The sequence below is a fragment of the Blautia sp. 2227st1_G12_2227SCRN_220401 genome, from assembly GCF_039062885.1.
GTDB classification, from domain to species: domain Bacteria; phylum Bacillota; class Clostridia; order Lachnospirales; family Lachnospiraceae; genus Blautia_A; species Blautia_A fusiformis.
The window spans coordinates 84769-109278 of record NZ_JBCLNI010000005.1 but is presented as its reverse complement, the minus strand read 5'-3'; the positions used below and the strand labels follow the sequence as shown (position 1 = coordinate 109278).

Sequence of the window (24510 nt, the reverse complement as noted above, 5' to 3'; positions counted from 1 at the left end):
ATGGAGAAAAAGATTAGTTTTTCAGAAATATTAAAAAAATATACCATGGTCATTGTTCTGGTATTTGTTGTGATCATGTTTTCTGTGAACACAAAGGGCGTTATGCTTCTTCCGCAGAATGTAAATAACCTGGTAGCCCAGAATGCATATGTATTTATTCTTGCAACCGGTATGCTGTTCTGTATTTTAACAGGTGGTAACATCGATCTGTCAGTTGGTTCTGTTGTATGCTTTGTTGCTGCTGTCGGTGGTAAGATGATGGTTCTCAACAGTATGAACCCGTATCTCACTATGATCGTGATGCTTCTTGTGGGTATTGCCATTGGTGCATGGCAGGGATTCTGGATCGCTTATGTACGAATTCCTCCATTTATTGTTACTCTGGCAGGTATGCTTGCTTTTCGTGGCCTTTCCAACGTAGTTCTGGAAGGACAGACCCTGGCCCCGATGCCGGATGCTTATCTGGCTCTGTTCAATAACTATATTCCGGACTTCCTTGGTGGAGGTGAAGGATTTAACAGAACATGTTTCGTAGTTGGCATTATTGTCTGCATCGTCTATGTTGCACTTGTTATGAAAAACCGTGCAGACCGTGCAAAAAAAGGCTACAGTGTTGAGTCTTTCGGTGGTGTTGCAGTGAAGATGGTTCTGATCTGTGTAGTTGTTCTTGCATTCATGTTCAGACTTGCTCAGTACAAAGGTATCCCGAATTCTCTTCTCTGGGTTGCAGTGATCATCGCGATCTATACATACATTGCTTCCAAGACTACAACAGGCCGTTATTTCTACGCAGTTGGTGGTAATGAGAAGGCAACAAAGCTTTCCGGTATTGATACGAACAAAGTTTATTTCCTTGCTTACTTGAACATGGGTCTTCTGGCTGCTATCGCAGGTATGGTGACAATGGCCAGATTGAATTCTTCCAACCCGCAGGCTGGTACAAACTTTGAGATGGATGCGATCGGTGCTTGTTTTATTGGTGGTGCTTCTGCTTATGGTGGTACCGGTACAGTTCCTGGTGTTATCATTGGTGCACTTCTGATGGGTGTTCTGAATCTTGGTATGAGTATCATGGGTATTGACCAGAATATCCAGAAGGTTGTTAAAGGTATGGTTCTTCTGGCAGCGGTTATCTTCGATGTTGTCAGCAAGAGAAAATCTTTTATCGTAAAATAATAATAGTCAGCGAATCAGGACAGCAGGTTTTCGGAGTGATCCGGAACCTGCTGTTTTTGGGTGTATATACTGTTGTTTTATGTGAGGTTATTTTGTCGGTTTTCGTGGTTTTATGGGGGATGTGCTTGTTTTTAGGAGAACGTTATATTATAATAAGGGCAAGTGACAGAAAATACGAAATTATGTTGTCGGGAGGCTGTAATGGGAAATACAGTAACGATCTGTTTTGCAAATAATAAGGGCGGCAGCGGAAAGTCCACCAGCTGTTCCAATGTGGGAGCGGCACTGGCCGGCATGGGTAAGAAGGTACTGATGGTAGACGGTGATATGCAGCTGAATCTTTCCCTTTCTTTTTTTTCGGAGGAAGAAGTGCTTGAGATGGCAGCAGGGGAAAAGAATCTCTACTATGCTATCGGTCATCAGTCGGATCTCAGCGATTTTATCGTGCATACGAAGTATGAGAATCTGGATCTGGTTCCGTCGTCTACGCTGATGAGCTCCGTGGAATATGAGCTTTTTACAAAATGGCAGAGAGAGTTTATCCTGCGGAAATGTCTGCAGAAGGTTAAAGATTCCGGAGTGTACGATTACATTCTCATTGATGCACCGCCTACTCTTGGCGGCTGGGTGATGAATATTTTATGTGCATCCGATTATGTTCTTGTTCCGGTAGAGGCAAGTCCGTGGGGTATGTTTGGTCTTGCAAATATGTTTGATTTCCTCAATGAAGTCAGGGAGATCGCTCCGGATTTAAAGGTTTTGGGAATCGTAGTAACCAAGGCAGATGCCAGAAAGAATTATTTCAAACAGACTATGGAAACACTGAAAGAAATGGAAGGAATCTATCTTTTCGAATCTTTTATCCGTGTAGACAGCTCCATCGAATGGTCCCAGGACAGCAGTGAACCAGTTGTGGAGTTCAAAAAAAGCAGCCGCAGCGCAAAAGAGTACATAGCATTGGCAGAGGAGGTAATGAATCGTGTCAGTAGGTAAAGCAAGCATCGCAAGAGCAGTAAATGCAGAAAAAGCATCCAAAACAGAAACAAAAACAGAGGTAAAAGAGGCTGAGGTTAAAGCAGCAGAGAAGCCGTCAGAGGTAAAAGCTGAAACAGCTGAAAAAGCGGCAGAAAAAACTACAGCAAAGAAAACAGCAGCCAAAGCTCCTGCAAAGAAGACCACAGCAAAGAAAGCAGCCGCAACAAAAACAACAGCAAAGAAAACCACTACCAGAAAAACAACAGCACGTAAAACCGCAGCAAAGAAAACAGCTGCAGCAGAAACAACAGGAACTGTAGCCCAGAACGTGATCAGCGGAGGAAACGCCGACGAACTCCAGGCCAAATTCCTCACCCCAAAGAAAGATGAGCCGGACAACAACCAGCCAGTAGGAATTAAAGACGAGCTTCCGGTTTATCTGCTGTAATCTTTGATTGAATTTTTTGAAAAGATAGTAATTGACAAATAAAAAGACTGCTATATATCTATATCACTATTGATAAGGTATACAGTAGCCTTTTATTTTGCCCTATAAAAATCTCAGTGGGACAGCGAAGCGCCTCCCTCGTATCTTTCTACATATTGTAATATGCAGCATACAATCCATTCTTCTCAAGCAGTTCAGCATGAGTGCCTCTTTCGGCGATACCCTCCTCCGTGATCACAATGATCTCATCCGCATCACGGATCGTAGAAAGCCGGTGCGCGATCGTAATGGTAGTACGATTTTTTGAAAGCTCCTCCAGACTCTTCTGGATCCAACGTTCGCTTTCGTTATCCAGAGCGCTGGTGGCCTCATCCAGGATCAGGATCGGAGGATTCTTAAGGAATACACGTGCAATGGAAATCCGCTGCTTCTGTCCGCCGGAAAGGCGTGTGCCACGTTCTCCGACATAAGTGTCGTATTTATCCGGAAGCTCCATGATAAAGTCATGGATACTCGCACATTTGGCGGCTTTGATGATCTCTTCATCGGAAGCTCCGGGCTTTCCGTAGGCAATATTATCCTTGATGGTTCCATCAAAAAGATAGACATCCTGCTGTACCATACCGATCTGGCTTCGAAGGCTCTTAAGAGTCAGCCCGCGGATATCCTTTCCGTCTACAGTAATGGAACCGCCGGTCACATCATAAAATCTGGGCAGGAGAGAGCAGATCGTGGTTTTTCCGCTTCCGGAAGGTCCCACCAGGGCAATGGATTTTCCTGCCGGGATATCAATAGAGATATCGGAAAGCACAGGAGTTTCATCATCGTTGTAATGAAAAGAAACATGGTCGTAACGCACATGTCCTTTCACGTCCGTAAGCTCCGCAGCGTTGTCTGCATCCCTGATCTCGGATTCTGTTTCCATCACATCCAGGAAACGGCGGAAACCGGAAAGACCCTTCTGCATCATTTCCACAAGTTCCACCAGGATCTGGATGGGGCTGATAAAGATTCCGATATACAGGGCATACATGGCAAGATCTGCAGTCTGCATTTCACCCTGAGCGATCAGATAGCCGCCGTAAACAAGAGTTACCAGGTACATCATGCCCTGGAAGAAAAGATTGGAACTCATGAAGCTTCCCATACAGTGATAATTATCTCTTTTGGAAACAAGGAACGCTTCATTGCTTTTCTTAAATTTGGCACGTTCGATGTCCTCGTTTGCGAAGGATTGCACCACGCGGATTCCGGAAAGCGTATCCTGAAGACTGGCATTTACATCTCCGATCTTACGCCGGTTTTCCATGAAGGTTTCCTGCATTTTTGCATTCTGGCGGAAGGAAAACACAAACATCACGATCACCAGGAGGATCAGCGGCAGTGCAAGTTTTTTGTTGATAAAGAACAGGAAGATAAAAGCACCGACGATCTTTACCAGAGAGATAAAAAGATTCTCAGGACCATGATGTGCAAACTCGGAAATGTCAAAAAGGTCACTGACCAGCTTGCTCATCATCTGACCGGAATTATTCCTGCTGTAATAGGAAAAAGACAGCTCCTGGTAATGGTCAAAAAGCTCCCGGCGCATATCACGTTCCATCTTTGCACCCATCATATGTCCCTGATAGGTTACATAATATTTGCAGAGACTCTGCACAATGTACATAACAAAAAGAGAAGCTGCAATCACAGGGAGGGCATGAAGAATCATATCCTTATCCTGTGTAAAGAGAGTTTTTGTCATAGTACGAAGAATCTGGGGATAAGCAAGATCTACCAGACTGATAACGGCTGCACAGATCAGGTCAATAAAAAAGACCGCTTTGTACGGGCCGTAGTAGTGGATGAATTTCTTGATGGTATTCATCGGAAAAGTACCTCCGTTTTTATGAAATGTATAGTGTTGTCTGAGCAAAAAATATTGCTGCCGGACATTCTATGTTCATCTTATCATAAGTGAGAATAAAGTCAAGATAAGTGAATTTCTGGCCTGTTTCGTTTCTGTATACTTTCTGAGAACAGGAACTATATGGCTGCTGTTCACAGGAAATATTCCGCAAGAGATTGTTGGCAACGGAGCGGATAGTGATATGAGGAGATATTTTTTGGAAAAAATCAAATTACTCCTTGACACAGAAGAACAAAACCCGTATAGTGTATTTCAGATTTGGTGTGTAACTGATAAGCAGGCATTAACCAGTCATAAATGTTATTATTTTTATTTGACGTTTATGGGGGTTGGTGTCTTTTTTTGTTGCCCACTTAAAAGATTCCCGCTCCAAAACGTCGAAAGAAAAGGAGAGAGAACATGAAAGACAAAATTTTCGGAGTTTTGCAGCGTGTGGGACGTTCCTTTATGCTCCCCATCGCAATCCTTCCTGTGGCAGGCCTGCTTCTTGGATTCGGCAGTTCCTTCACAAATGAAACGACCATTGCAACCTATGGACTTCAGAAGATTCTGGGAGACGGAACCATCTTAAATGCACTCCTAGTCATCATGAACAAAGTCGGAAGTGCGGTATTTGATAACCTGCCTTTGATCTTTGCAGTAGGTGTGGCCATCGGTATGGCAAAAAAAGAGAAAGAGGTAGCAGCTCTTTCCGCACTGATCGCTTACTTCGTTATGAACGTAGCCATCAACGGTATGCTGGTAGTAAATGACAAGATCACAGCAGACGGACAGATCGCAAAAAGCGTTCTGGAAGGTACTGTAACTTCTGTCTGCGGCATTCAGTCTTTGCAGATGGGTGTGTTTGGCGGTATTATCGTCGGCCTTGGTGTTGCGGCTCTGCACAACCGTTTTCATAAGATCGTGCTTCCAAACGCACTTTCCTTCTTCGGTGGTTCCAGATTTGTGCCCATCATTTCCACCATTGTATATATGTTTGTGGGAATCCTGATGTATTTCGTATGGCCGGCAGTCCAGAACGGTATTTATGCTCTGGGCGGTCTTGTAACAGGCAGCGGCTATGTCGGAACCCTGATCTTCGGTATTATCAAACGCGCGCTGATCCCATTCGGACTTCATCACGTATTTTATATGCCATTCTGGCAGACAGCCGTTGGCGGGACTATGGAGGTTGCAGGCCAGATGGTACAGGGCGGACAGAACATCTTTTTCGCCCAGCTTGCAGATTCCGCAAATGTAGCGCATTTCAGTGCTGATGCAACAAGATATTTTTCCGGAGAGTTCATTTTCATGATCTTCGGTCTTCCGGGAGCTGCTCTTGCCATGTACCGCTGTGCAAAGCCTGAGAAGAAAAAAGCAGCAGGCGGACTTCTTCTTTCAGCAGCCCTTGCATGTATGCTTACAGGAATCACAGAGCCACTGGAGTTCTCCTTCCTGTTTGTAGCTCCTGCATTGTTTGCAGTACAGGTTGTTCTTGCAGGCGCGGCTTATATGATCGCACATATGCTGAACATTGCAGTAGGACTTACCTTCTCCGGCGGTTTCCTGGATCTGTTCCTGTTCGGAATCCTTCAGGGAAATGCAAAGACAAGCTGGTTCAGGATTATCCCGGTAGGTATCATTTACTTTATTCTCTATTATGTGATTTTCACCTTCCTGATCAAAAAGTTCAACTTTAAGACTCCGGGACGTGAGGATGACGACACAGAAACAAAGCTTTATACAAAAGCAGATGTAAACGCAAGAAAAGAAGCCGGAAAAGCCGGTGAAGCAGCAGGAAGTACATCTGCAGACCCGGTAAGCGAAGCCATCACAGCCGGCCTTGGAGGAAAGAAAAACATCAGTGATGTGGACTGCTGTGCAACAAGACTCCGTATCACCGTCCATGACGCAGCAAGAGTCAACGACGATATTTTGAAAACAACAGGTTCCAGAGGAATCGTGAAAAAAGGCCAGGGTGTCCAGATCATCTACGGTCCGCAGGTAACTGTGATCAAATCCAAGCTGGAGGATTATCTGGAGACAGCGCCGAATGAATATTTTGAAGGTGCAAATGAGAAAGAAACAGACAATGCGGAAAATCAGGCTCAGTCTGATACAGAGCGTACAGCAGAAAGTACAGGTGAGGCTACTCAGAACACAGCTCCGACATCCGAAGCCAGCACGCAGCCAGAGAAAAAGGTTCTCAGAACAGCGATTGTCTACAGCCCGGTAACCGGTATCGCCGCAGACCTTTCCACAGCGCCGGATGAAGGCTTTGCGGAAGGAATGATGGGAGAGGGTGCTGTAGTCACACCGAAGGACCCGGTGATCTGTGCTCCGGAAGACGGCGAGGTAGAGTTTATTTTTGACACAAAGCATGCCATCGGATTCCAGACAGATACAGATCTTCCTATGCTCCTCCATATCGGCATTGATACTGTAAAGCTGGAAGGAAAAGGCTTCGAGATCCTGGTAGAGCAGGGACAGCATGTAAAAAAAGGCGAGCCGTTGATGAAGATTGACATCCCGTATCTTATAGAAAACGCTCCGTCCTTATGTTCTCCGATCCTTTGCACAGAGATCGAGGATAATCAGAGAGTACGCCTTCTTGCCAATGGAGAGATCAAGGCAGGAGAGCCGCTGTTCGCAGTAGAGACTGTGGAAGAATAGGAAATTTTTCAGCAATAATATAGAAGATTGGTTTTGTGAAAAGCGCGCCTAATGCCCGGGCGCGCTTTTCCTGTGGCAAAGAAAATAACTGTCTGTCAGAAGGGCTTTACACAAAAGAAAGATTCTGTTACGATAAAGAAAATCAACAGCTGCAGACAAAAATGTCGACTGAAAATCCGGGGCAGACAGTGGTGGAATGTGGAAAAGCAGCAGGATATATAAAAATGGTGGGGAAAAAGATGTACAGAGTGAGCAAGGTATTGAACAATAACGGCATCATTGCCATAAATATGGAAGAAAACCAGGAATATGTACTTCTGGGAAAAGGTGTGGGATTTGGAAAGAAGGTCAGCCAGCGTTTTGAGGCTCCGGCAGACTGTACTATTTACAGGCTGGCTCAGGAGACAGAACGTGGCTCAGCAAAAGAACTGGCAAAGAGCATAGCACCGGAATTTCTGGAGATCGCAGATGAGATATTGAGAGAAGCTGAGAAGACCTTTGGGGATACCATAGACAGAAGGATCCTGTTTCCCCTTGCTGATCATATTTCCTTTGCAGTGGGACGTATCCGGAATCATGAGCAGATCAGCAATCCTCTGACGGATGATATCAAGGTGCTTTTTTACAGCGAATTCAAGGTGGCGGAGGTATTGAAGAAGATCCTGAAGGAGCGGATGGATATTGAAATCGACGAGCATGAGGTGGGATATGTGGCACTTCATATTCACTCAGCACTTGGAGATGAAAAGGTGTCTGTTGCCATGCAGACAGCAAGAACGGTACGGGAATGCATCGCCATGATCGAGATGGCCACAGGAAGAAAGATCGATGTGATCTCCCTGTCCTACAACCGTATGATGAACCATATCAAATATATGGTAGCCCGTGTCTCCACAGGGGAGACACTGAAGCTGGATATGAATGAATATATAGAAGAAAAATATCCGGAATCCTACAGGATCGCGGAGGATGTCTGTGAGAGCCTGGGCAAAAGCCTGGGTAAAGAGCTGGATCCTATTGAAATTGGTTATCTTGCCATGCATATTGAGCGGACAGTGGAACAATAAATGTAAATGGCTGATCCGCCTCAGGGATTTACACAATAAATTCAATAGCTTTTTTGACAGCAGTACTCATGGCAGTACTGCTGTTTGTGACTAAGCAGACCTCTCTCTGAGGGAGCGGCTCCTTAAGCTGAAGGGCAAAAATCTTCCCGTCATTGATCACTTCCCGGGCAAGGGGCTCGGGGTAAAAGCCGATTCCCAGATTGTGGACGATCATGGGAAGGACCTGGTCTGTAGTTGCTGCCTCGATGTCAGGATGAAAAGAAACACGGTTTTCCATAAAGTAATTCATATACATTTCTCTAGTGCTGGTCCCTTCCGCAAGACCTACAAAGGGCAGATCCTGAAGCTCATGGATGCTGATAGGGGCAGTGGTCAGATCCTTATATTTGCTTCCGCATACAAGAATTTCCCGGTAACGCAGGAGACTTTTTTTCTGTAAAGGCTTGCGGATGGAGATCGGAGTAGTGACAATAGCGAAATCCACCGCATAATTTTTCAGTGCCTGTACTGCCTGAGGAGTAGAATGGTTAAAGAGGCGCAGGCGAACATGGGGATATTGCTCGCGGAACAGCTCCAGCTTTTCCAGAAGGATCAGACGCAGGGCATTTTCGCTGGCGCCGATGGAAACCAGACCATGCTCCAGCTCTCCGTTCTGGCGGATTTCCTCCTCGCCGATGGACAGCTGCTCAAAAGCCAGGGCAACGTGTTCATAAAGCTGGCGGCCTTCCGGTGTAAGTGCGATTCCCTTGTTGGAGCGGAGAAAGAGCGTACATTTCAGCTCCTGCTCCAGGTTGTTCATACAGCGGGTGATATTTGGCTGGTTGTTGTGAAGAGCTCTTGCTGCCTTGGTAAAGCTCTTATACTGGGCTACATAATAAAAGATCCGGTAGTAGTCGTAAGTGATCATGTATTGTCTCCATCCTGTGATATGATTTTAATATGTTTACGATATTAATAATACTTTTTACATTTGCTTCTGAGCAAACTATAATACACCCGAGGAAAAAAATCAATGACAGGAGTGATTTAGAGTGGTTTCAGGAGGCGGAAAGCTGCAAAATGCGGACCGGCAGATGTCAGAAGCTTTTATCACAAGTGTATTTCTGGCAATGTCCGGCGGATTTCAGGATGCCTACACATACTTTACAAGAGATGAGGTGTTTTCCAACGCCCAGACAGGCAACGTGGTTCTGATGAGCCATAATTTTATGACAGGACAGTGGGGAGACGGTTTAAGGTATCTGTTTCCTGTTTTAGCCTTTGCCATTGGTGTTGTAGCGGCGGAGCGGATCCAGAGTACCTTTAAATATGCAAAAAAACTTCACTGGAGGCAGATGATCCTGCTGATCGAGATCCTGATCCTTTTTGTGGTGGGATTTATGCCGGGAGAATTGGATATGCTGGCAACCGTACTGGTATCCTTTTCCTGCGCCATGCAGGTACAGACCTTCCGGAAGGTGGGCGGTTATTCCTATGCAAGCACTATGTGCATCGGAAATTTACGAAGCGGCACGGCGGCGTTGTCCGTGTATTGTCGTGAAAAACGTCCGGAACAGCTGAAGCAGGCTCTTTATTATTTCGGAATAATTTTCTTTTTTGCCATTGGAGCCGGTGGCGGAGGAAATCTGTCCATGAGGCTGGGGATCCCGGCAATCTGGGTATCGGATGTTTTGCTTCTGATCAGCTTTATTCTGATGTTTTCCAGTAAACATAGAGATTAGAAAGGGTGAGGAATTGTGGAAAACAGCACATTATTCCCAAGAGAGGAAAAGGCGGAGCTTTTATTTGAAAAGATCCTGAAGGATCCGGAGGCGTGCAGACGGCTGACGGAGACCTTCTATGAATCCATGGATGCGGATACAGACATAGAATGCGGATATCTTCCTCCGGAAAAATTCGCCTATGCATTGCTGGACGCATATAAAAACCGTGATCTGACAGCTCTCCTTATGGCAATCTGCCAGAACAGTATGTTTGATCTTCTGCGAAATTCTTTTCTGGCACCGTTCAGGTTCAATGCAGATGGACAGGAGAATCCGGTGTTTCTCACAGATGAAAAAGGAAATTTTCTGCGGGAAAAGGGAATTCATGTAAGTGACAGGGATTACGACCGGTTCCGCAGGATATACAGGGAGAAGCAGGGTGTAAAGATGTATTTGGCGTATGGCTACCGGAAGCGACATGCCTATGATGAAGCTACCATGGAAGTAGAAGAGTACAAAATGGGCGAACATATCGGTGTGCTGCTGGTGTATGAGCTTCCGGACAGCGTAAGGGAAAAGGAAACGGAGGCACAGGCCTATGCGGCTGTATGGGATATCATGATGGCAATTCAGAAGAAGCTTCCAAGAGCTTTTGTGTATTATGGGCAGGATTCTGTGGAGGATGGTGGAAAACGTTATGACGGACTGGGCGTTTTTCTCCCCATCCATAAATTTGCGGACCGCCTGGAAAAAATGATCGGGATCGCTGATGAGATCGTAATGAAATAGAATGTACAAAAAAGGACTGCTTTTGTATTGCTCCGGTTATCAGAAGGATAGCTGATGACCGGAAGCTACAGAAAGCAGTCCTTTTTGTATGCCCGTCAGGTGCAGTAGCGGAACATTTTGTCCGTAAGGATCCTGGCGAAAATAAGGCCCAGAGGAAGAGCAACGATGATCAGGATCGCAGCTGCAAACCAGGAGGCGGAAACATTCAGGGACATGATCCCCAGATTGTAGATCGCCCGGTAGAGATAAAGTCCGGGAACCATGATCACAATGGATGGTACGGTAATGGAAATCCTGGGATATCCCACTTTTGTTTTGAGGAGGGAGGCCAGAAGTCCGGCTGTCAGTGCTCCGAAAAAAGCCGCGGCAGCAGGGGGGAAACCGGCAAGATCAACAAGCTCCAGACGTAAAGTGTTGGACAGTGCGCCGATGAAGGCGGCAGCTGCGGCTAGACGGACAGGGCTGTTGAACATGACCGAAAAGCCGAATACCCCGCAGAAGCTTGCCAGAAGCCGGAACAGGATCCTCTGAGCTGCCGAAAGCTCCAAAGGCAGGAAATCCACAGGTTTCAGATGAAGAAGCAGTGCCATTAGCCAGGCAGAGACAGCAGCCACCATTACAACAATAATGGCGTAGGCCAGTCGTTCCAGTCCGGAACGCATATCCAGCTTGGCAAGGTCGATCCCGCTTGTGATAAACGGAAAGCCCGGAATGATAAACAGCATGGAACAGATGTATCCGGCCTCATGCTGGACGGAAATGTGGAACAGAAGCTCTGCCAGTTTCAGGAAGCTTGCATATACAAGACAGGCAGAGGAAACAGAAACTGCAATGCACATAAACAGAGTAAAATGATGCTTGCCAAGCTTGCAGCGGATGGCGTTTCCGATGCCTGCGCCTGCAAAAGCCAGGATCATTTCCAGCGGGCCACCGCCCAGAAGAAAAGTAAATGCACCACAGGCCAGTGCAGAAGCCAGTCCCAGGGCTGCAGGGGAATAAAGCCCGTGGATCCGCTCGATCTCATCTAACTGACTGTGCAGTGCTTCACCGCTCATATGGATACCCTCCGCAGGAAAATCACTGACAAAATGTTCCAGCCTGTTCAGTCTGGAAGTATTTACGCCGGTGGTAGTCAGACTAAGTGCATGGGAAAAACTGCTCTCACCGTCAAAGCAGGTGTAGCTTATAGACATCAGTCCGATATCTGCGGAACAGGTGATACCAAGTGCTTCTGACAATGTATTCATGGAACTCCGTACCCGCCAGGCACCGGTCCCACAGGAGAGAAGCATCATGCCTGTACGGCCGATCAGGGAAGCTTTTTCGGAAAGAGAAGCTTCGGTAATGGGCTGGCTGTTCCTGGTACTTACGTAGTTGTGCCAGGGGATTTCCATATGATTACGTTTGATCAGAATATCTGACATAGAAATCACTTCTTTCTATATATTAAAATCATATAGTTGCTATTATAAATATATATAATAACTATAATCAGATATATTGTAGCTATTATTCTGAAAAAGTCAAGCGTAGATGAAATAAAATCTGACAGTGCTAAAACGTCACTGTTAAAGATTTATCATTTTTTTGCGGAAAATGAATTTTTTTGGTTGCTTTTACGTACAATTTATGTATAATTGTGGATAGGGATGTTGGAATGACCAATTCCTATGGCAGGATGACAAAAACCTGCAGCAGTAGGTGGCTATCATAATTACTATTAAAGAAGAGAGGTAAATGTTAAGATGGCAAAAATCGATTTAACAAAGTATGGTATTACCGGAACAACTGAGATCGTGTACAATCCTTCCTACGAGACATTATTTGAGGAAGAGACCAAACCGGAGCTTGAGGGATTTGAGAAGGGTCAGGTCAGTGAGCTTGGTGCTGTCAATGTAATGACAGGTATCTACACAGGACGTTCCCCTAAAGACAAATATATCGTTATGGATGAGAACTCCAAGGACACAGTTTGGTGGACATCCGATGAGTACAAGAACGATAACCATCCGGCAACTCAGGAAGCATGGAATGCAGTTAAAGATCTTGCCAAGAAGGAGCTTTCCAACAAGAAACTTTTCGTAGTAGATGCATTCTGCGGAGCTAACAAAGACACACGTATGGCTATCCGTTTCATCGTTGAGGTTGCATGGCAGGCACACTTCGTAACAAACATGTTCATTCAGCCGACAGCTGAGGAGCTTGAGAACTTTGAGCCGGATTTCGTTGTTTACAACGCATCCAAGGCTAAAGTTGAGAACTACAAAGAATTAGGACTTAACTCTGAGACAGCTGTAATGTTCAACATTACAAGCCGTGAGCAGGTTATCGTTAATACATGGTACGGCGGAGAGATGAAGAAAGGTATGTTCTCCATGATGAACTACTATCTGCCGCTGAAGGGCATCGCTTCCATGCACTGCTCTGCAAACACAGACCTTAACGGAGAGAACACAGCAATCTTCTTCGGTCTTTCCGGAACAGGTAAGACAACACTTTCCACAGATCCTAAGCGTCTTCTGATCGGTGATGACGAGCATGGCTGGGATGACAACGGAGTATTCAACTTCGAGGGTGGATGCTACGCTAAGGTTATCAACCTTGACAAAGAGTCTGAGCCGGACATCTACAATGCGATCAAGAGAAACGCTCTTCTTGAGAACGTAACACTTGATGCTGAGGGCAAGATCGACTTCGCTGACAAGAGCGTAACAGAGAACACACGTGTTTCTTATCCGATCAACCACATCGAGAACATTGTTCGCCCTGTATCTTCTGCACCGGCAGCGAAAGAGGTTATCTTCCTGTCCGCAGATGCATTCGGCGTACTTCCTCCAGTATCTATCCTGACACCGGAGCAGACACAGTACTACTTCCTTTCCGGATTCACAGCTAAGCTTGCTGGTACAGAGCGTGGAATCACAGAGCCTACTCCTACATTCTCCGCATGCTTCGGACAGGCATTCCTTGAGCTTCATCCGACAAAATATGCTGAGGAGCTCGTTAAGAGAATGGAGAAGAGCGGTGCGAAAGCATACCTCGTTAACACAGGATGGAATGGAACTGGAAAACGTATCTCCATCAAAGATACTCGTGGTATCATCGATGCTATCCTTGACGGATCTATCCTTAAAGCTCCGACAAAGAAGATCCCATTCTTCAACTTCGAGGTTCCGACAGAGCTTCCGGGCGTAGATCCTGCAATCCTTGACCCACGTGACACATATGCAGATGCTGCAGAGTGGGAGACAAAGGCTAAAGATCTTGCTGCAAGATTCGTTAAGAACTTTGCTAAATATGAAGGAAATGCAGCTGGTAAAGCACTCGTTGCAGCCGGCCCGCAGGCATAATCAGTCATTCCAACTGAATACAGATCGTAGATTTAACCGGGAGCGGATTTATCCGCTCCCGGTTTTTTGACAAACAACTGAGGATCTATTATTTGATATAGAACTGTGCAGTGCGAAGCATGTTTCCGGACATGGAATAAACAGAAAGTTGAAGATATCTACCTGTAAAATAAAAAACTTTGGCTTGACTAACAGAGGGCACATGGTGTATCCTTTCTGAGAAGTTAAGCGGGAGACCCGTAAGACTGTAAAAATTCTCTTTGCACTGCATTACATTCGAACAGGATGCGAGATCAACAGTACAAACTGAGCAGGCGATGCTTTTCGGAATCGAAAATATTTATCGAAGGCATGGGGCCGGGCCGCAGGAAGCGGCAGCGGATATGGATTTAAACGTAATTGCAAAGAACCTGCATTCACGGAATATGAGGTGAAGCAGAATGTGACTTTGCTTTCAGACATATCTGCGGGACAGTGTATGTTTCGCAGGTATGTCTTTTTTACTGCAAAATATGGATGGAACAGAAGGTAGAAGCTGGGATATCCCTATACAGAAAAGAAAGAACACCGGCGGAAAATCGCACTGTAGCGAGTAGTGAAGGAACCGCCGGTTTTTTCACGGAAAATGTTGTGCCATAAGAAGAACCTGATCATATATTTAAAAGGAGATTCTGTTTATGGAACACACAGAAAACAAAACAATTATACATGATACAGAAAAAACAGCTTCATGGGAACAGCAGACAGCAATGAAGGTATCCGGGATCAGTATTCTGGTAAACCTTTTATTATCTGTATTTAAACTGATCGCAGGTATTGTGGCACATTCAGGAGCGATGATCTCGGATGCCATTCATTCTGCATCAGATGTGGGAAGCACCTTCATCGTGATCATCGGTGTCCGTCTTTCTACAAAGAAATCGGACAAAGAGCACCAGTACGGACATGAAAGAATGGAGTGTGTTTCTTCCATTGTCCTTGCAGGAATGCTGCTTGTCACTGGTCTCGGGATCGGAATTACCGGTGCCCGTGATATCGTAAAAAGCACATCCGGCGGAACCATTGCCATTCCGGGAACACTTGCACTGATTGCAGCAGTGGTATCCATTGTGGTAAAAGAGTGGATGTTCTGGTATACAAGAGGTGCTGCAAAGAAGATCAATTCAGGAGCCCTGATGGCAGATGCATGGCACCATCGTTCAGATGCACTTTCATCTATCGGAGCGTTTGTCGGTATTTTAGGTGCAAGACTGGGATACCCGATCCTGGACCCGATCGCCAGTATCGTGATCTGCGTTATGATCGCCAAGGCATCGATCGACATTTTCAGGGATGCCATTGACAAGATGGTAGATCATTCCTGTGATGCAAAAACTGAGGAATCCATGAAGAGAGAGATCCTCAAGGTACCGGGCGTCAGAAGAGTAGACCTTCTTAAAACCCGTCTTTTCGGATCCAAGATGTATGTGGATATCGAAATCGCAGCAGATGGAAATATTTCCCTTTTTGATGCACATGATATTGCGGAAAATGTACATCATACGATCGAGAATAAATTCAAAGATGTAAAGCACTGTATGGTGCATGTAAATCCGATCAACGGATAAAAAACAAGCTGCCGGAGCGACTGTGATCGTCAATCCGGCGGCTTGTTTTTGTATAGAGAAACACCCGGTAGGGGAGCTACCGGGTGTTTCGAGGGGAGTATAAATAATTAAATAAGGGGTTATGTAAAAAAAATTTTTGAAGGGTAAATTCTTTTTACAAGAATGATTATAATATAAACTGGAAAAAAAAGCAATATGATTTTGGCGAATAATCTCCAAACTTTTTGGGATACTATTTCCTGTAATAAAAAGCGGCAGAAAGCTTCGGAAAGCCGTAAAATCAACTTCATCAGGAGGTAATTCAAATGGCGAAAAATTACGAAACAGACAGAAATGAGTCTAATTATGCAGGAAAAAATCACGGGGAAAGTGCTTCCAGAAACTGCGGAAAAAACAGCTCTAAGAACAGTTTGGGAAATTCTTCCAGAAACAGTTCCAAAAGCAGCTACGGAAACAAAATTTCCGATGAATATGATTCTGAGAAGGACAGAGGCTCTGACAGATATTAAAGGATAAGAAAAGCGGGAAAAGTCAGAGATGGCTTTTCCCGCTTAAATACATATAAGGGAACATTCACCCGGAAGCTTCCATATAATATACCAAAAAGAGGAGATTTTTTCCATGTTTCAGATCGAAACTATCTCTGCAAAAATGCTGGATTATTATGTGGAGCGCAGCGACGCTGTTATCATAGATCTCCGGGATTCTGCCGCCTACAGAAGGGGACATGTCCGGAACGCGGTAAATATTCCATACAGAGAGCTGGAGGAATATCTTGAGAAAAAACAGGATCAGAAATATCGTTTTCCCAAAGATAAGCTGCTGATATTTTACTGCGACCGCGGCGGCGCCAGCATGCAGGCTGCCCGGAGCCTGGCAAGACAGGGCTGTCGTACCAGGTCCGTGATTGGTGGATTTGCAGCCTACAGAGGGAGAAATCTTGTACGCGGATAAAAAAAACGGACAATATCAAATCAGATTGCGAATGCATATCTGTAACAAATCTTGTATTTTAAAGGAAATCATGATAATGTAAAGAACAGAGATAAAAACCAACACAAATTACAAGGAGAAAAGCTTATGAAATATATGTTTGCGTCCGATGTACATGGTTCGGCATATTACTGCCGGAAAATGCTGGAAGCATATGACAAGGAGAAGGCGGAGAGACTGGTGCTTCTGGGAGATCTGCTTTATCACGGACCAAGAAATGACCTTCCGAAGGAATACGCACCAAAGGAAGTCATCCGCCTTTTAAATGAGAGAAAAAACCAGATCTATGCAGTACGCGGAAACTGTGAGGCAGAGGTGGATCAGATGGTCCTGGACTTCCCGGTTATGGCAGATTACTGTATCCTTGCCATCGAAGGAAAAACGATGTACGCCACACACGGTCATATCTATAATAAGGATAATCTTCCGCCGATGATGGACGGAGACATTCTGATCCACGGCCATACACATGTGCTGAAGGCAGAAAATATGGGGAATTATATCCTTCTGAACCCAGGTTCCGTATCCATTCCAAAGGAAGGTAACCCGCCGACCTATGCAATCCTTGAGAACGGAATTTTTACCATTAAAGATTTTGAAGGAAATACAGTACGGGAGATCACTTTATGAATCTGTGGGAATTAACGGCGCCCTGTCATTTTGGAACAGAGGCGGTGCTGAAACGTGAAATACTGGATCTTGGCTATGAAGTGACCAGGGTGGAAGACGGAAGAGTAACCTTTGAGGCTGATGCCCAGGGTGTGGCAGACGCCAATCTGTTCCTTCGTACCACAGAACGTGTGCTTCTGAAAGTAGGCGAAGTAAAGGCCGAGACTTTTGATGAGCTTTTTGAAAAGACCAAGGCCCTCCCATGGGAGAATTACATACCGAAAAACGGTAAATTCTGGGTAGCCAAGGCAAACTCCATCAAAAGTAAGCTTTTCAGTCCATCTGATATCCAGTCCATTATGAAAAAAGCCATTGTAGAGCGTCTCAAAGGCATCTACGGGATTTCCTGGTTTCCGGAAGATGGTCCGGAATTTCCTATCCGTGTGGCCTTTATGAAAGACGTAGCTCTGATCGGAATCGACACTTCAGGAGTATCCCTCCATAAGAGAGGGTATCGCCAGATGACTGTCAAGGCACCTATCACCGAGACTCTTGCCAGCGCTCTTTTGATGCTCACCCCCTGGAAAAAGGATCGTATTCTTGTCGATCCGTTCTGCGGAAGCGGCACCTTTCCTATTGAGGCGGCAATGATGGCAGCGGATATGGCGCCGGGACTGAACCGTCATTTTCTGGCCGAGAGCTGGGAGCATCTGATCCCGAAGGAATGCTGGGAGGATGCAAGAGAAGAAGCCAGAGAACGTGTAAATCTTGATATTGAAACCGATATCCAGGGCTTTGATATCGATGCAGCTGCCATCAAGGCAGCACGCGCCAACGCAAAAATGGCAGGAGTGGACAGACTGATCCATTTCCAGCAGCGCCCGGTCAGTGAACTCCGCCATTCCAAACCCTTTGGTTTTATCGTGACAAATCCGCCATATGGTGAACGGATCGAAGAAAAATCCAATCTCCCTGCACTGTACCGTGAGATCGGTGAAAGCTATAAGGGGCTGGATCGCTGGTCCATGTATCTGATCACTGCCTATGACAAGGCAGAGAATGACATCGGCCGAAAAGCAGATAAAAACCGTAAGATCTATAACGGAATGATGAAAACCTACTATTACCAGTTTCTTGGACCACGTCCGCCGAAGAAAGGAAGTATTAAAGAATGAAAAAGATCATTTTTGCTACCGGAAATGAGGATAAAATGAAGGAGATCCGAAGGATACTTGCGGATCCTTCTCTGGAGATCCTTTCCCTGAAGGATGCCGGGATCCATGCGGATATTGATGAAAATGGAAAAAGCTTTGAAGAAAATGCCATGATCAAGGCAGAAGCAATCAGTAAAATGACTGGCGAGATCGTTCTGGCAGATGATTCTGGTCTGGAGATCGACTATCTGAACAAAGAGCCGGGAATCTATTCCGCACGCTATATGGGTGAGGATACTTCTTATCATATTAAAAACGCAAACCTGATCCAGCGTCTGGAAGGTGTACCCGATGAGAAACGTACTGCACGTTTTGTATGTGCTATTGCGGCAGCTTTCCCAGATGGCAGAAGAAAGACAGTCCGTGCTGCCATGGAAGGCCGCATCGGCTACGAGGAAAAAGGGGAGAATGGCTTTGGCTATGACCCGATCTTTTATCTTCCGGAATATGGCTGTACTTCCGCAGAGCTTTCCATGGAAGAAAAGAACAGGATCAGCCATCGTGGAAAAGCTCTTTGCCTTATAAAGGAAGAGCTTGTATGAAGGTGCTGATCGTAAGCGATACCCACGGAAGAGATGAAAACCTGGAGATCGCGGTAAACCGGGAGGTTCCTTTTGACATGCTGGTACATTGCGGCGATGTGGAAGGCAGAGAATTTTATATCGAAGCCCTTGCAGAATGTCCCTGCAGTATTGTGTCCGGAAATAATGATTTTTTCTCGGATCTTCCGAGAGAAGATGTGATCGAGGTCGAGGAAAATAAGATTCTGGTAACTCACGGTCATTACTACGGTGTATCTATGGCCTTTGATCAGCTGGCAGAAGCTGCCCGCTCAAGGGGATGCAATGCGGCTTTTTTCGGACATATCCACGTACCGGTTGTTGAAAAGGAAGCAGGTGTGCTTCTGGTAAATCCCGGAAGTCTGGCTTATCCCAGACAACGGGGACGCCGTCCAAGCTATGCAGTAATGGAGACAGATGGAAAGGGCGAAATGCACGTAGAGATCCGTTACCTCTGATTCCGGCAGAAAAAACAAATAAACTGTCATAATTGATAAAATTTGTGCCAATATTCAGCATATATTAGTCAAAAACGATTGCGAAAGTCAGCTATGTGCTATATAATGAACAAGTAGTTGTTTTCTAGTAATATAGAGCATTCTTTAGGGTACTGACCATGAATGGGTCTCGTTCCTGAGAATGCAGCAGAGCGGAATGAGAAGGTCCGCTTTACATAAATGAAGGGGGAAAATACGCATGACTGCGGTTATTATAGGAAGTATCGGCTTTTTATGCTGCTTCCTGTATGATCATAACAGTATCCGATTGAAAAAAAGCTTTCTTCATCCGTTTTTTAGCATAGGATGTTTCCTGATCGCAGTGTCAACAGGTCTGGTGATCCGGAGCTGCTGGCCGCGGCGGGGAAGTTCTTTTTTTATTTCTGCTGTTTTTCTGACAGCAGCGATCCTGTTTCTGGGACTGTTGATCTATACATTGTTTTTTGCGCTGCCCTTTGATGAGACATATGTCAAAGAAAATCATGAAAGGCTGGCCTATACAGAGGGTGTTTATGCACTCTGCCGACATCCTGGCGTTCTGTGGTTCGCCGGATTTTATTTTTGCCTGGCCGGATTTCTGGGATCCGGGAAGGCAATGGGGGCTTTTGGGGTCCTTATTGTGTGGAACATATTGTACATTTTTTACCAGGACAGGATCGTGTTTCCGGAAACATTCAGTAATTACGGAGCGTATCAGCAGACAACTCCCTTTCTGATCCCAGACCGAAACAGTACAGCTGCCTGCATAAAAACATGGCGAAAAGGGGGGAAAAGGCGGTGAGTCTTGGCGAAAAGCTTCGAAAACAGCAGTATGATGCTATCTGGAAAGAATATTGCGGATTTCTTGATCTGACAATGCAGGATTACATGAAGATCCAGAATCGTCTGATGGAAGAGCAGATCCAGCTCTGGTCAGACTGTGAACTGGGCAAAAGCATTCTGAAGGGCAGGAGACCGTCCGGGATCGACGAGTTCCGTCGGCTGGTACCTCTTACCACTTATGAGGATTATGCGGATATGCTCCTCCAGAAGAGAAGTGAAACTCTTCCGGGGAATCCGATCATCTGGATACAGACGACCTGGGAAGGCGGACGCCATCCGATAAAGGTAGCACCATACACAAGAAGTATGCTGGATACCTACAGGAACAATGTAGTTGCCTGCCTCATATTAGCTACAAGCCGTGAAAAGGGCAAATTTGATGTGGAGGAAACGGACAAGATCCTTTACGGACTGGCACCGTTGCCTTTTGCTACCGGCCTTTTTCCACTGGCGCTGAAAGAGGATATCGACATCCGTTTTCTTCCGGAAGTGGAAGATGCGGTAAATATGAGCTTTGGTGAGCGGAACAAAGAGGGCTTCAAGATGGCCATGAAACAGGACGTGGAATTTTTCTTCGGACTTGGAAGTGTGGCCTATGCAGTAAGCCAGAGCCTCACCGGAAGCGTATCATCAGGAAAAAGCAAAACCTCCTTTTCGGAACTTCTGCAGTATAAACCAAAGATGCTGAAAAGGATCCTGAATGCCAAAAAGATCTGTAAGAAGGAGAAACGGGAGCTTCTTCCGAAAGACCTTTTTCACCTGAAGGGATTTATGGTGGCAGGAACCGACAACCAGTGCTATAAGGATGATCTGGAGGAAATGTGGGGAGTTCGGCCCATGGAGCTTTTTGCAGGAACGGAACCTTCCATTATAGGAACCGAGACCTGGACCAGGAACGGAATGTACTTTTTCCCGGATACCTGCTTTTATGAATTTATCACCGAAAAGGATATGCTCCATAATTATGAGGATCCCACGTTCACTCCTCCGACCTATCTTATGGATGAGGTTGTTCCCGGGGAGAAATATGAGCTTGTGATCACTGTGCTGAAGGGCGGAGCCTTTGCCAGGTACCGTGTGGGAGATATGTATCGATGCGTGGGTCTTACCAACCAGGAGGATCGGACACAGATCCCAAGATTTGAGTACATAGACCGTGTTCCGTGGATCATTGATATCGCAGGCTTTACCAGGATTTCGGAAAATGGTATCAAAAGTGTGATCCAGCTGTCCGGGCAGCCGGTTACGGATTGGATCGCAGTGAAAGAATATAATGAGAAAAAACGCCCATATCTGCATCTTTATATAGAAGTAAAAAAAGAAGCGCTGATGTATCAGGCTATGAGCACGGATATTCTGAAAGAACTTCTGACCACGTATTTCAAATATATCGATCAGGATTACCGGGATCTGAAGAAAATCCTGGGAATGGATCCCCTTGTGGTGACCATCCTGCGCTGTGGTACCTTTCATCTGTATGAGTCCAGAAAAGGACGGAAACCACGGCATATGAGCACTCCTTATTATGAGGTGGCGGAACTTTTGAGACTGCAGGATGAAATCGGATTCGGGAATATGAGGAAGTAACTATGGAAAGCTATATATCATTTTCAATCATTTCAGTTTTTTTCTATACATTTATGATACTGACTCTTCTGGCTGGTAAGCGCAGCCGGATCATCAACAGTTTCATGTGTGTGCTGGGAGGAATGCTCTGCTGGACGTTGGGCTCTTTTCTGATGCGTATGGAGGCAGGACCCTCTTACATCCTGTGGTATTATGTGTCTCTGGCCGGAATCCTGTTTCTGCCATATTTTTACTATGTGTTCATCAGTGAATTCATGGGAGTGCGTATGGGCAGAAAAAGCAAGATCCCATTGCTTTTGATGCTGCTGCTTTTTGCAATCAACATCCCGGGCGGGATCATCCTGCGCTGGCCGGATCTGATCCGTAAAAACGGTGGTGCGCATTTTGTTTATAAGATCACACCCTGGTTCCTTCTGTTCTTTGTGGTGGCAGGAATCACCATTATTCAGATCTTTATCACCATGTACCGCGGATGCCGGAGACATCCCGGATACCGCAAACAGATCGAACCGATCCTTGTGGGGATACTGATCATTTTTGTGGGAAACCTTGCGCTGGCAGTGCCGGTATTTTCCGGATTCCCCATCGATATTATCAGCGGTCTGATCAATGCTGTCCTGATGCTTTATGCACTGACCAGAAGACGGCTGTTCCAGATGCGCCGTCTTGCGTCAGATGGGGTTTGCTTTGGTGTGGGCGTGGTCCTGACGGTAGTACTGTTTATCAATCTTTCACCGTACCTGATGAGTTATATCCGAATGCTGCTCCCTGCAGCCAGTGAGTATCATGTGCTGATCTTTTCTTTCGTTTTTCTTATATCTGCATGGCTGGTCACAGTGCTGTGGAAATGTCTGATGAACAATGTTTTTATCAAAAAAGAGATCCAGCAGTCTCAGGAGCTGAAAGATTTTAGCCAGTCAGTATCCAGGACACTCCGGGTAGGAGAGATCCTGCGCAATACGGTAAATGTGTTGAAGGAAACTACCAATGCAGGACGGATCTATATTTGTCTGAGAGACAAAAAATCAGGGGAATATCAGGCTGTTTACAGCAACCGTCCGTTGAACGATCTGACCTTTTCACTGAAAGCGGATAATCCGGTGGTCACCTGGCTTACCAGAAATGAGGACTGTGTGGTGATCCGGGATTTTCGTTCTTCCACAGCCTACAAATCCATGTGGGAGTCGGAAAAACATATGTTTTCAGAGCTGGGTATCGAATACTGTGCAGGTCTTCGCCAGAATGATGATCTGGCCGGGATTATTGCGATTTCCGGTGACGGACACAGAAATCTGAACCATAATGATCTGGCCATGCTGTCTTCGGTCAGTTCGGTAGCTTCCATTGCCATCAAAAATGCCAGACTTTATGAGGCGGCATGGACTGAGGCAAGGACCGATGAACTGACGGGCCTTCTGAACCGGAAATATTTTTATGAGATCCTGGATGAGGAATACGAAAAAAATAAAGAGGGTTCGCTTGCACTGATCCTGTTCAATATTGATGATTTCAAGCTGTACAATCAGCTGTACGGAAATCAGCAGGGAGATGTTGCACTTCGAAAGGTGGCAGATATCATCCAGGCAAGTGTGGGAGAACAGGGATATGTGGCACGTCACAGTGCCAAGGAATTTGCGGTCCTGATGCCAAATTACGATATTTTTTCCGCCAGAAATCTGGCAGAATCCATACAGAAGCAGATCCTGCATATGCGCAACGATTCTGCAGACTACAAGCTGAAGATCCTTACGGTAAGCGTGGGGATCAGTGCGGCGCCTTATGCGGCACGCTCAGCAAAGGAGCTCTTGGATAATGCGGACCTGGCAGTATATCATGTAAAGCGCAGCGGTAAAAACGGCATCGAGATTTTTGACACCATGCTGAAGGAAAGCCTGGATGAAGAAAATGCGGGTAAGAAATCCGATCATGAACATATTTATCAGTCCTATGAATCCACGATCTATGCGCTGACTGCAGCCATTGATACCAAAGATCATTATACCTTCGGACATTCCAACAATGTGGCTTATTACGCAACAAGTCTTGCGAAGGCGCTGAACTATACAACGGAAATGGTGGAGATCATCCGTCAGGCGGCGCTTCTTCATGATGTTGGAAAGATCGGGATCCCGGAGCATATCCTGAACAAGGAAGGCAAGCTTACGGATGAAGAGTATGAGATCATGAAAGGTCATGTGGAGGCGTCCATCGGGATCATCCGTCACCTTCCGTCGCTGGATTATGTTATCCCTGCGGTTATCGGTCATCACGAACGTTATGACGGAAACGGCTATCCAAGGAGGATCGCGGGAGAAGATATCCCGGCATCTGCAAGGATCCTCTGCATCGCAGATTCCTTTGATGCCATGACATCCAAACGTTGTTATAAGGAACTGATGCCAGTGGAAAAAGCTCTTCGGATCATAAGAGAAGAGGAAGGAAAACAGTTCGATCCGGATATGGCGGAGGTATTTATCCACATATTTCGGGAAGGAAAGATCCATCTGGCAGAACCGGCGGAGCTGAAACGGGAAGAAAAAGCATAAAGA

21 protein-coding genes and 1 riboswitch are annotated in these 24510 nt (G+C 45.7%); of the genes, 18 read left to right on the top strand and 3 right to left on the bottom strand.

The window, feature by feature from the left end; all coding sequences use genetic code 11:
- The 3 genes from mmsB (at position 1) to ABCM67_RS03980 (ending at position 2599) form a co-directional block, all read left to right on the top strand.
- A complete protein-coding gene (mmsB, locus tag ABCM67_RS03990) occupies positions 1 to 1176 on the top strand; it encodes a multiple monosaccharide ABC transporter permease (RefSeq protein ID WP_092070224.1) in 1176 nt (391 codons plus the stop codon).
- A gap of 201 nt (positions 1177 to 1377) precedes the next feature.
- The gene (locus ABCM67_RS03985; protein ID WP_015526030.1) at positions 1378 to 2169 is read left to right on the top strand and encodes an AAA family ATPase; all 792 of its coding nucleotides are present in this window, start codon (positions 1378 to 1380) and stop codon (positions 2167 to 2169) included.
- Positions 2156 to 2599, top strand: a complete 444-nt coding sequence (locus tag ABCM67_RS03980; RefSeq protein WP_021650455.1) for a hypothetical protein — start codon at positions 2156 to 2158, stop codon at positions 2597 to 2599. Before ABCM67_RS03985 ends, ABCM67_RS03980 begins: the two co-directional genes overlap by 14 nt.
- Positions 2600 to 2747: 148 nt before the next feature.
- Here the strand turns inward: ABCM67_RS03980 and ABCM67_RS03975 are convergent, their stop codons facing one another.
- Positions 2748 to 4469 carry an ABC transporter ATP-binding protein gene (locus tag ABCM67_RS03975; RefSeq protein ID WP_147603267.1) on the bottom strand — a complete coding sequence of 574 codons (1722 nt, stop codon included), beginning with the start codon at positions 4467 to 4469 and terminating at the stop codon, positions 2748 to 2750.
- A 441-nt stretch (positions 4470 to 4910) separates the two neighbouring features.
- Between ABCM67_RS03975 and ABCM67_RS03970 the strand changes: the two genes are divergently transcribed.
- Together ABCM67_RS03970 and ABCM67_RS03965 are read left to right on the top strand one after the other, a co-directional pair.
- Entirely contained in the window at positions 4911 to 7163 is a 2253-nt protein-coding gene (locus tag ABCM67_RS03970) for a PTS transporter subunit IIABC (protein WP_015526027.1), read from the top strand.
- A 239-nt stretch (positions 7164 to 7402) separates the two neighbouring features.
- Entirely contained in the window at positions 7403 to 8230 is an 828-nt protein-coding gene (locus ABCM67_RS03965) for a PRD domain-containing protein (protein ID WP_147603315.1), read from the top strand.
- A 28-nt stretch (positions 8231 to 8258) separates the two neighbouring features.
- Here the strand turns inward: ABCM67_RS03965 and ABCM67_RS03960 are convergent, their stop codons facing one another.
- Positions 8259 to 9137: a LysR family transcriptional regulator gene (locus tag ABCM67_RS03960; protein ID WP_015526026.1), complete on the bottom strand. Its 879-nt coding sequence runs from the start codon at positions 9135 to 9137 to the stop codon at positions 8259 to 8261.
- A 166-nt stretch (positions 9138 to 9303) separates the two neighbouring features.
- Here ABCM67_RS03960 and ABCM67_RS03955 point away from each other — a divergent pair, with 166 nt between their 5' ends.
- Together ABCM67_RS03955 and ABCM67_RS03950 are read left to right on the top strand one after the other, a co-directional pair.
- A complete protein-coding gene (locus ABCM67_RS03955; RefSeq protein WP_147603314.1) occupies positions 9304 to 9951 on the top strand; it encodes a YoaK family protein in 648 nt (215 codons plus the stop codon).
- Between the two features lie 15 nt (positions 9952 to 9966).
- Positions 9967 to 10722 carry a DUF4866 domain-containing protein gene (locus ABCM67_RS03950; protein WP_173722818.1) on the top strand — a complete coding sequence of 252 codons (756 nt, stop codon included), beginning with the start codon at positions 9967 to 9969 and terminating at the stop codon, positions 10720 to 10722.
- A 95-nt stretch (positions 10723 to 10817) separates the two neighbouring features.
- Here ABCM67_RS03950 and ABCM67_RS03945 read toward each other — a convergent pair whose 3' ends face one another.
- On the bottom strand, positions 10818 to 12146 hold the full coding sequence (locus tag ABCM67_RS03945; RefSeq protein WP_147603266.1) for a threonine/serine exporter family protein: 1329 nt from the start codon (positions 12144 to 12146) through the stop codon (positions 10818 to 10820).
- A gap of 321 nt (positions 12147 to 12467) precedes the next feature.
- On the opposite strand from ABCM67_RS03945, the gene pckA reads away from it, so the two are divergent.
- The 11 genes from pckA (at position 12468) to ABCM67_RS03890 (ending at position 24507) form a co-directional block, all read left to right on the top strand.
- Positions 12468 to 14072 carry a phosphoenolpyruvate carboxykinase (ATP) gene (gene pckA, locus ABCM67_RS03940; RefSeq protein ID WP_015526024.1) on the top strand — a complete coding sequence of 535 codons (1605 nt, stop codon included), beginning with the start codon at positions 12468 to 12470 and terminating at the stop codon, positions 14070 to 14072.
- Positions 14073 to 14368: 296 nt separating this feature from the next.
- Positions 14369 to 14549: riboswitch (NiCo riboswitch) on the top strand.
- 200 nt (positions 14550 to 14749) lie between these two features.
- Positions 14750 to 15679, top strand: coding sequence for a cation diffusion facilitator family transporter (locus tag ABCM67_RS03935; RefSeq protein WP_059086782.1), 930 nt, complete (start codon positions 14750 to 14752; stop codon positions 15677 to 15679).
- A 305-nt stretch (positions 15680 to 15984) separates the two neighbouring features.
- Positions 15985 to 16188, top strand: coding sequence for a hypothetical protein (locus ABCM67_RS03930; RefSeq protein WP_147603265.1), 204 nt, complete (start codon positions 15985 to 15987; stop codon positions 16186 to 16188).
- Positions 16189 to 16300: 112 nt separating this feature from the next.
- Entirely contained in the window at positions 16301 to 16633 is a 333-nt protein-coding gene (locus ABCM67_RS03925) for a rhodanese-like domain-containing protein (RefSeq protein WP_015526020.1), read from the top strand.
- Between the two features lie 126 nt (positions 16634 to 16759).
- A complete protein-coding gene (gene yfcE / locus ABCM67_RS03920) occupies positions 16760 to 17302 on the top strand; it encodes a phosphodiesterase (protein ID WP_022426532.1) in 543 nt (180 codons plus the stop codon).
- The gene (locus ABCM67_RS03915; protein ID WP_021650290.1) at positions 17299 to 18456 is read left to right on the top strand and encodes a class I SAM-dependent RNA methyltransferase; all 1158 of its coding nucleotides are present in this window, start codon (positions 17299 to 17301) and stop codon (positions 18454 to 18456) included. The genes yfcE and ABCM67_RS03915 overlap by 4 nt, the downstream gene beginning before the upstream one ends.
- The gene (locus ABCM67_RS03910; RefSeq protein ID WP_110103311.1) at positions 18453 to 19037 is read left to right on the top strand and encodes an XTP/dITP diphosphatase; all 585 of its coding nucleotides are present in this window, start codon (positions 18453 to 18455) and stop codon (positions 19035 to 19037) included. Before ABCM67_RS03915 ends, ABCM67_RS03910 begins: the two co-directional genes overlap by 4 nt.
- Positions 19034 to 19513, top strand: coding sequence for a metallophosphoesterase (locus ABCM67_RS03905; protein WP_147603264.1), 480 nt, complete (start codon positions 19034 to 19036; stop codon positions 19511 to 19513). The genes ABCM67_RS03910 and ABCM67_RS03905 overlap by 4 nt, the downstream gene beginning before the upstream one ends.
- Before the next feature lie 238 nt (positions 19514 to 19751).
- Positions 19752 to 20333, top strand: coding sequence for a hypothetical protein (locus ABCM67_RS03900; RefSeq protein WP_118608104.1), 582 nt, complete (start codon positions 19752 to 19754; stop codon positions 20331 to 20333).
- Positions 20330 to 21961 (top strand): GH3 auxin-responsive promoter family protein, encoded by a 1632-nt coding sequence (locus ABCM67_RS03895; protein ID WP_114002198.1) that lies wholly within the window; start codon positions 20330 to 20332, stop codon positions 21959 to 21961. The genes ABCM67_RS03900 and ABCM67_RS03895 overlap by 4 nt, the downstream gene beginning before the upstream one ends.
- A gap of 2 nt (positions 21962 to 21963) precedes the next feature.
- Positions 21964 to 24507, top strand: a complete 2544-nt coding sequence (locus tag ABCM67_RS03890; RefSeq protein WP_342992512.1) for an HD domain-containing phosphohydrolase — start codon at positions 21964 to 21966, stop codon at positions 24505 to 24507.
- Positions 24508 to 24510 lie beyond the last annotated feature (3 nt).

Excerpts from the sequence above, each read along its gene's own strand:
- pckA (WP_015526024.1), top strand. The coding sequence starts at position 12,468 with ATGGCAAAAATCGATTTAACAAAGTATGGTATTACCGGAACAACTGAG.
- ABCM67_RS03985 (WP_015526030.1), top strand. The coding sequence starts at position 1,378 with ATGGGAAATACAGTAACGATCTGTTTTGCAAATAATAAGGGCGGCAGC.
- ABCM67_RS03915 (WP_021650290.1), top strand. The coding sequence starts at position 17,299 with ATGAATCTGTGGGAATTAACGGCGCCCTGTCATTTTGGAACAGAGGCG.
- ABCM67_RS03955 (WP_147603314.1), top strand. The coding sequence starts at position 9,304 with ATGTCAGAAGCTTTTATCACAAGTGTATTTCTGGCAATGTCCGGCGGA.
- ABCM67_RS03925 (WP_015526020.1), top strand. The coding sequence starts at position 16,301 with ATGTTTCAGATCGAAACTATCTCTGCAAAAATGCTGGATTATTATGTG.
- ABCM67_RS03900 (WP_118608104.1), top strand. The coding sequence starts at position 19,752 with ATGACTGCGGTTATTATAGGAAGTATCGGCTTTTTATGCTGCTTCCTG.
- ABCM67_RS03970 (WP_015526027.1), top strand. The coding sequence starts at position 4,911 with ATGAAAGACAAAATTTTCGGAGTTTTGCAGCGTGTGGGACGTTCCTTT.
- ABCM67_RS03965 (WP_147603315.1), top strand. The coding sequence starts at position 7,403 with ATGTACAGAGTGAGCAAGGTATTGAACAATAACGGCATCATTGCCATA.
- ABCM67_RS03960 (WP_015526026.1), bottom strand. The coding sequence starts at position 9,137 with ATGATCACTTACGACTACTACCGGATCTTTTATTATGTAGCCCAGTAT.
- ABCM67_RS03905 (WP_147603264.1), top strand. The coding sequence starts at position 19,034 with ATGAAGGTGCTGATCGTAAGCGATACCCACGGAAGAGATGAAAACCTG.
- ABCM67_RS03975 (WP_147603267.1), bottom strand. The coding sequence starts at position 4,469 with ATGAATACCATCAAGAAATTCATCCACTACTACGGCCCGTACAAAGCG.
- ABCM67_RS03935 (WP_059086782.1), top strand. The coding sequence starts at position 14,750 with ATGGAACACACAGAAAACAAAACAATTATACATGATACAGAAAAAACA.
- ABCM67_RS03910 (WP_110103311.1), top strand. The coding sequence starts at position 18,453 with ATGAAAAAGATCATTTTTGCTACCGGAAATGAGGATAAAATGAAGGAG.
- ABCM67_RS03930 (WP_147603265.1), top strand. The coding sequence starts at position 15,985 with ATGGCGAAAAATTACGAAACAGACAGAAATGAGTCTAATTATGCAGGA.
- ABCM67_RS03945 (WP_147603266.1), bottom strand. The coding sequence starts at position 12,146 with ATGTCAGATATTCTGATCAAACGTAATCATATGGAAATCCCCTGGCAC.
- ABCM67_RS03890 (WP_342992512.1), top strand. The coding sequence starts at position 21,964 with ATGGAAAGCTATATATCATTTTCAATCATTTCAGTTTTTTTCTATACA.
- mmsB (WP_092070224.1), top strand. The coding sequence starts at position 1 with ATGGAGAAAAAGATTAGTTTTTCAGAAATATTAAAAAAATATACCATG.
- yfcE (WP_022426532.1), top strand. The coding sequence starts at position 16,760 with ATGAAATATATGTTTGCGTCCGATGTACATGGTTCGGCATATTACTGC.